The 6077-nt window shown below is 42.1% G+C and carries 7 protein-coding genes; 2 read left to right on the forward strand and 5 right to left on the reverse strand.

Annotated elements, in window-relative coordinates; all coding sequences use genetic code 11:
* The 5 genes from Q0K03_RS06930 to Q0K03_RS06950 form a co-directional block, all read right to left on the reverse strand.
* A partial coding sequence (locus Q0K03_RS06930) for a hypothetical protein (protein ID WP_297238981.1) occupies window positions 1–273 on the reverse strand: 273 nt, incomplete at its 3' end.
* Between the two features lie 472 nt (window positions 274–745).
* Window positions 746–1492 carry a DeoR/GlpR family DNA-binding transcription regulator gene (locus Q0K03_RS06935; protein WP_297238982.1) on the reverse strand — a complete coding sequence of 249 codons (747 nt, stop codon included), beginning with the start codon at window positions 1490–1492 and terminating at the stop codon, window positions 746–748.
* Window positions 1493–1510: 18 nt separating this feature from the next.
* Window positions 1511–2896 (reverse strand): MATE family efflux transporter, encoded by a 1386-nt coding sequence (locus Q0K03_RS06940; RefSeq protein ID WP_297238983.1) that lies wholly within the window; start codon window positions 2894–2896, stop codon window positions 1511–1513.
* A gap of 20 nt (window positions 2897–2916) precedes the next feature.
* Window positions 2917–3372 carry a pyridoxamine 5'-phosphate oxidase family protein gene (locus Q0K03_RS06945; RefSeq protein ID WP_297238984.1) on the reverse strand — a complete coding sequence of 152 codons (456 nt, stop codon included), beginning with the start codon at window positions 3370–3372 and terminating at the stop codon, window positions 2917–2919.
* Complete coding sequence (locus Q0K03_RS06950; RefSeq protein WP_297238985.1) at window positions 3369–5066, reverse strand: M3 family oligoendopeptidase; 1698 nt, start codon at window positions 5064–5066, stop codon at window positions 3369–3371. Before Q0K03_RS06950 ends, Q0K03_RS06945 begins: the two co-directional genes overlap by 4 nt.
* Before the next feature lie 78 nt (window positions 5067–5144).
* On the opposite strand from Q0K03_RS06950, the gene Q0K03_RS06955 reads away from it, so the two are divergent.
* Entirely contained in the window at window positions 5145–5705 is a 561-nt protein-coding gene (locus Q0K03_RS06955; RefSeq protein WP_297238986.1) for a DUF5662 family protein, read from the forward strand.
* A 187-nt stretch (window positions 5706–5892) separates the two neighbouring features.
* The coding region (locus tag Q0K03_RS06960; protein ID WP_297238987.1) for a type II toxin-antitoxin system HicB family antitoxin at window positions 5893–6077 on the forward strand (185 nt) is incomplete at its 3' end.

The following is a 6077-nucleotide window of genomic DNA, read 5'->3' on the forward strand; positions in this document are numbered from 1 at the left end:
ATTATTATCTGCAACTACACTAATATTTAAGTTATTTGAATTGATATATGCATCTATTTTATCTTCTTCTCCCGATTGATAAGCATCAACAAATCCGTCGATATATTTTTCTGTAACATCCTCTCCATTTTGAGTAATAGTTACTTTTTCAATATTGTCATACATTATTTTAAAAGCACTGATATTATCATTTAAATTTTCTTCTGCGGAAACTGGTGCTATAAAACATAAGCAAAAAATTAAAGATGTAAGTAGGCAAATCAACTTTTTCATATTTCGCACCTCTTTTCTTTTTTAGCCTTTTTACATAAAAGTAAATTTTAATTTAATAAAATAACCATAATTATCACGTCCTTTGAAATTACTTTAATTCACTTAAATTATATATCGTATAGTAATATAGTTATAGAATTATATAATCATTAAATTTTTGCTATAATAGTAAAATAGTAGTTATTGTAATACAGTTTTGTTTAAAACAAAGAACTAAGCGATAGAAACACTATCAATTGCTTGTTGATAGAACCAGCCTAAAAAAAAGACCATACTATAATTCAAGTAAGCAAATGAGCAAAGTGCCTTAACACAAAAAAGGAGAGCTTCAACTCTCCTTTCAGACTGTTGATAAAATCGCTTTCTGAAAAGACTTTATCAACAGTTTTTTTACCTCTTCTTTTATATGAAAATCAGACAGTCTTAAACCACCATTGGCCTAAAACTACCAAAAAAACTTAGAATATTTCTTCTAAGCCTTTAAAATTTTTATTCCCTGTTCTTTTAGATACACTTCCTGTTCAGACGGGATCTGAGAATCCGTTACCAGCATGTAGATTTGTTTAGTATCGATCAAAGATACATTTCCCTTCTGAGAAAACTTCGAGGAATCCGTGATCACGATCACTTTATCTGCCTGTTTGGACATATCCTGGACCGCAATGCTGCGAAGATAATCATTGCCGGTAAAGCCCGTGCGCAAACTGAAACCATCCGTTCCGATAAAGATCTTGTCCGCAAAATACGCCTGCGCACATTGTGCCGTCATCGGACCCACCATTACCTGGGCTTCTTTCTGGAAATTTCCGCCCAGCAAGACGATCTGCACCCCTTCACATTTACGGATGTAATCCGCAATAAAGCTGGAGTTGGTCACAATGGTCACTTCTTTTTTGGTCGTCGCGATCTCCAGTGCCAGTAAAGCACAGCACGATCCGCTTTCAATAAAGACCGTTTCCCCATCTTCCACCAGTTTACAAGCCTCTTTGGCAATCCTCAGCTTTTGTTCAAAGTGAAAAGGAAGGCGCTTATTGATATCATCGCTGTTGTTGAGAGTGGCATAGCCATGTTCCCGAATCAGCATTCCATTTTGTTCCAAAGTCATCAGATCTTTTCGAATCGTAACCTGGGAAACTTGAAAACGTTTCGATAATTCCGTAACTTCCAAACGTTTGTGCTGACTCAGCAGCTCTAAGATCTTTCCTTGTCTTTCATTCATAGAACAAGAATACCATTTTCATTGCTTAAATACAATTGAGGATCCATTCTCCAGTTTATAGAGCCATTTCTTTCTGACCAGCCGAATCAAGAAAAGAATGCCTCGCACATTCAGCTCCAAAGCCATCGCAAACCAGACACCTGGCAAACCGTAGGTTCCTGCCAGGATGGCCGCCAATGGAATACGGACACACCACATACTGACAAGATTCATCAAAGAAGAAGACAACGTATCGCCAGCTCCCTGAAGAACGCCGGCCACCACGATGCTGGCGCCATACATCGGTTCGGCAAAAGCTTCAATGCGAAGGATCTGCACCCCCAAAGCGACAATCTGGGCATCTGGGCTCAACAGATGCATCATCAATGGCGAACCAAAATACATAAACATGCCAGAACAAGTCATCAGCCCCGTCCCTAACAATGTCGTGAGCACGCCTAAACGATAGGTCAGATCTTTGCGCTTGGCACCAATGCTTTGACCGATCAAAGTAATGGCCGCACTTTGCACCCCATAGCCTGGCATGTAACAAAGACTTTCAGCCGTGATCCCAAAACTGTTGGCTGCAATCGCAATTGTTCCTAATGGGGAAACAATGCGCGTGAAAGCCACATAGGCACTGCTGGTCACCAGGCGATCCAAACCAACCGGAAGCCCGATTCGTAAAGCCTGGGAAAAGATCTCTTTATCCCAGTAGAATTTCTCCTCTTTACGAAGATGTAAAAACTCGCTTTTGAAAAAGAGAAAGCCGCACATCAGTAAAGAAACCACCAGCTGCGAACAGCCCGTTCCAATACTGGCCCCCATGACCCCCAGATCCAGATAAAAGATAAAGAACATGTTAAAGAACACATCCAGAATACACATTAAAATGTTCAAGAGGCTGGGAACCTTCATATTCCCCGATGCCTGCAGCATCCCTGTGGCCAAATAATTCAATTGTTGAAAAGGAAGAAACAAGGCAAAGACCAGAAAGTACAAAAAGGCGTTCTGTAAGATCTCCGGTGTTCCTCCTAACCATCCTGGCAAAAAGGAAGAAATGCCGGCTCCAATCAAGGCTAAGGCAAGCGCAAACCCTTCACCAAACAAGAACCCTTGTTTCATGATGTTGCGGGCACGCACAAAAGCTTTGGCCCCGATCGCATGAGCTACCTGTACAGTAAAACCGGTAATGATCGCAAAACTGACACCGCCAAACATCCAGGTCGTACTGGAAACCAAACCAATGCTGGCAGAAGCCTGGGCCCCCAGGCTTCCCACCATACTGGCATCGATATACTGCATCGCCGTACTGGAGATCTGTGATAATATGGCAGGGATCGCCAACAACAAGATCATCTTGATCTGCTCAGATAAATTTAAGGCTTCCCCATTTCGTAATCTGGAAAGTGTGTCGTTTTGCATATTCTTCCTTCCACTCTTCTTTACAAATATTCCTTTGCTTGTTTTCCGGTACAAGTCATCATTTCTAAAACTAAAACCTCACATTGATCCCCATACCGTTTGATTTCCGGTTCGGGATCGATTCCCGGGCTGTATTTTTCACTCAATTTGATCAGCCCTTCTCGTTTTAAGGCATCCTTGGCCATCAAAATTCTTCCCTGAACGATCACGCTTTTATACTGGGTCGTGAAAAGTTCCGGCCGTACATGATCCTGATCGATTACCGTAAACGATGCCTTGGGATTCTCCTGGATCAAATCCATCTTATGACCGCTTTTCGCAATGTGGAAAAAGATCCGATTTTCTGCATAGGCATAACTTAACGGAACCCCATAAGGCTGCTGATCCTTGCCGCAAAGGGCTAAAATACCGGACGTATTTTGATTCAGGATCCTTTCGCATTCACTTTGTGAAAGCTGTTGTCTGGCCCTTCTCATAAAAGTTCCTCATCCGTGATCGAATCCAGGACCGCAGAAACTTCCTGGATCGTTTCATCCAGACAGCCCTTTTCAAAAGGATCTTGTAAATGTGCCTGATGTACGATCTGTTTGAACGGAAGACTTCCGCCTAACTTACAGATCCGCTGATAATCTTTAAAGGTATCGGGATCCTTTTTCTGTGCCCTGGCCCAGAACTGTAATGCACAGACTTGTGCTAACGTATAATCAATATAATAGAAAGGATCCATAAAGATGTGCAGCTGCCGCATCCACCAGCCGCCTCTTTCTAAGAGTTCCACTTCTTCATAGTCTTTATGCGGAAGATATTGTTTTTCCAGTTCTCTCCATGTCTGCATACGCCAGGCATGATCTTTTTCCGGGTGGGCATAGACCTCGTGCTGAAAATGATCGACCAGCACCCCATACGGCAAGAATTTTACGGCACCGCTCAAATGATCAAAGATAAACTTTTGCGTATCTTCCAAAAAGAAGTTTTTCATCCATGGATAGGTCAAAAATTCCATCGACATTGAATGGATCTCCGCACTTTCACTGGTGGGCCAAATACATTCCATCGGAACGATCTCTTTGGAAGAATAGGCCTGATAGGCGTGTCCTGCTTCATGGGTCAGGACCTCGACATCGCCGCTGGTCTGATTGAAATTCGCAAAGATAAACGGGGCATCATAATCATTGAGATACGTACAATAGCCGCCTGCCGCCTTGCCTGGTTTACTGTCCAGATCCATCAGATCGTGATCGATCATATACGCAAAGAACTCCCCTGTTTCCACAGACAATTCCCGATACATCTGTAAAGCCAGCTGAACCATGGTTTGACGATCGTGTTTGGGCTTAGGGTTGCCGCTCACAAATTCCACTTTTTCATCCCAGGCCATCAAACGATCAACGCCCAATCGGTTCTTCTGCCTTTCATAAAGTCTATTATTTAAAGGAACCACTGTCTTTAAAACTTGTTGGCGGTATGTTTCGACGTCCTTTTGATCATAATCAAAACGATACATGCGGTCGTATCCGCAGCCGATAAAGTTTTCATACCCCAGCTTTTTGGCAATTCGATCTCTTGTCTTGACCAACGTATCAAAAATCGAAGCCAGTTCTTCTTCGTTTTCTTCAAACCAGCCCCAATAAGCTTTCGTGGCTCGTTTACGCAGCGAGCGATCTTTACTTTTCATCAAAGGCTCCAATTGCGAAAGCGTATACGTGTTTCCTTCAAATTCCACCTGGGCACTGGCCACAAGCTGTTGATAGGCGCTGGAAGCTTTGTTTTCGACCTGGAGATCTTCGATCACTTCGGGTGAAAAACATTTCTTTTCCAGCTCCTTGGCCCAGAAATACGTTTGAGGGATCTTCTTTTCCAGTTCTTTTCGATAAGGACTTTCCAAGATCACATTGCCCACTCGAACCAGATCTTCCTGGACGATCGGCAGGATCTCATTGAGATAATCTTCTTCTTGTTTGTAATACGAATCTTTGGTATTGATCGTGTGGCGGATCTCACAAAGATTCAGATCGGTAGAAAAATGTCGATTCAAGGTGTCAAAGTCCATAAACGCCTTCCAGAACGATTCAAGATTCGAAGCTTCCTGAAGCTGTTTTTCAATCGTCTGGATCTCTTTTTTTAAAGTTTCGACATCTGGATGATGATAAATATAGTCCGCAAATTTCATGAACATTCCTCCCTGGGTTTCAATGGTATCATTCTAACACTTTATGTTAGAATTAAAAACGTCAAAAGGAGTGATCTCATGACCTCTCTTTCTAAGATCAAAGGGCATTTAAAAACCATCAATAAACATAAAGTAAAAGTCACAAAGCTTTGTTTTCGATGCCATCTTTATAAACAAGGCTTCTTGCACGATCTCAGCAAGTATTCCTGGACCGAATTAAAGACCGGTTTTCAGTACTATCAGGGATTTCGTTCCCCCATCGATGCCCAAAAAGAAGAGATCGGATATTCTTTGAGCTGGCTTCACCATAAAGGAAGAAACAAACACCATTGGGAATACTGGCTCGATAATGGTCCTCACGGTGTCCATCCGGTGCGTATGCCGGTCAACTATGTGATCGAAATGTTCTGCGACCGCGTTGCAGCCAGTATGATCTACCAAAAAGAGAAATACACCGACCGCAGCGCTTTGGATTACTATCTCCAGGGACGAAACCGCATCATGATCCACCCGGATACGGACAAGCTGATCCTGCATCTATTAACAACCCTGGCAGACCATGGCTTGGATCAAACGATCGATTATATTCGAAATACTGTAAGGAAAAAAGGTTATCAAATCATCAACAATGGACAATAAAGTCCATTTTTTTATAAGGCACCTTATTATTTGACGCCAAATACGATACTATTTATAATGCAGACGAACTTCAAAAAACAGTAGAAAGCGAGGAAAAAATCATGATGAAAACGATTGAAGAATATTTAAATCAGTCCTATCGGATGGTCGTTTTCGAAGATTTTGATGAAGGTGGTCTTTTCCAGATTTGCCTGGCTGTATAACCAGCGGCGAAACGATCGAAAGTGCGTTTCATAATGCACAAGATGCGAAAAAAGAGTGGATCTTAGCTGCATTAGAGGAAGGAATCTCAATTCCGGAACCCAATAATCTAGATTATTATTCTGGACAATTCAAACTACGGATTCCCAAAAGTTTACACCGTTCTTTAGC

This window comes from uncultured Faecalicoccus sp., assembly GCF_944327125.1.
GTDB lineage: Bacteria > Bacillota_I > Bacilli_A > Erysipelotrichales > Erysipelotrichaceae > Faecalicoccus.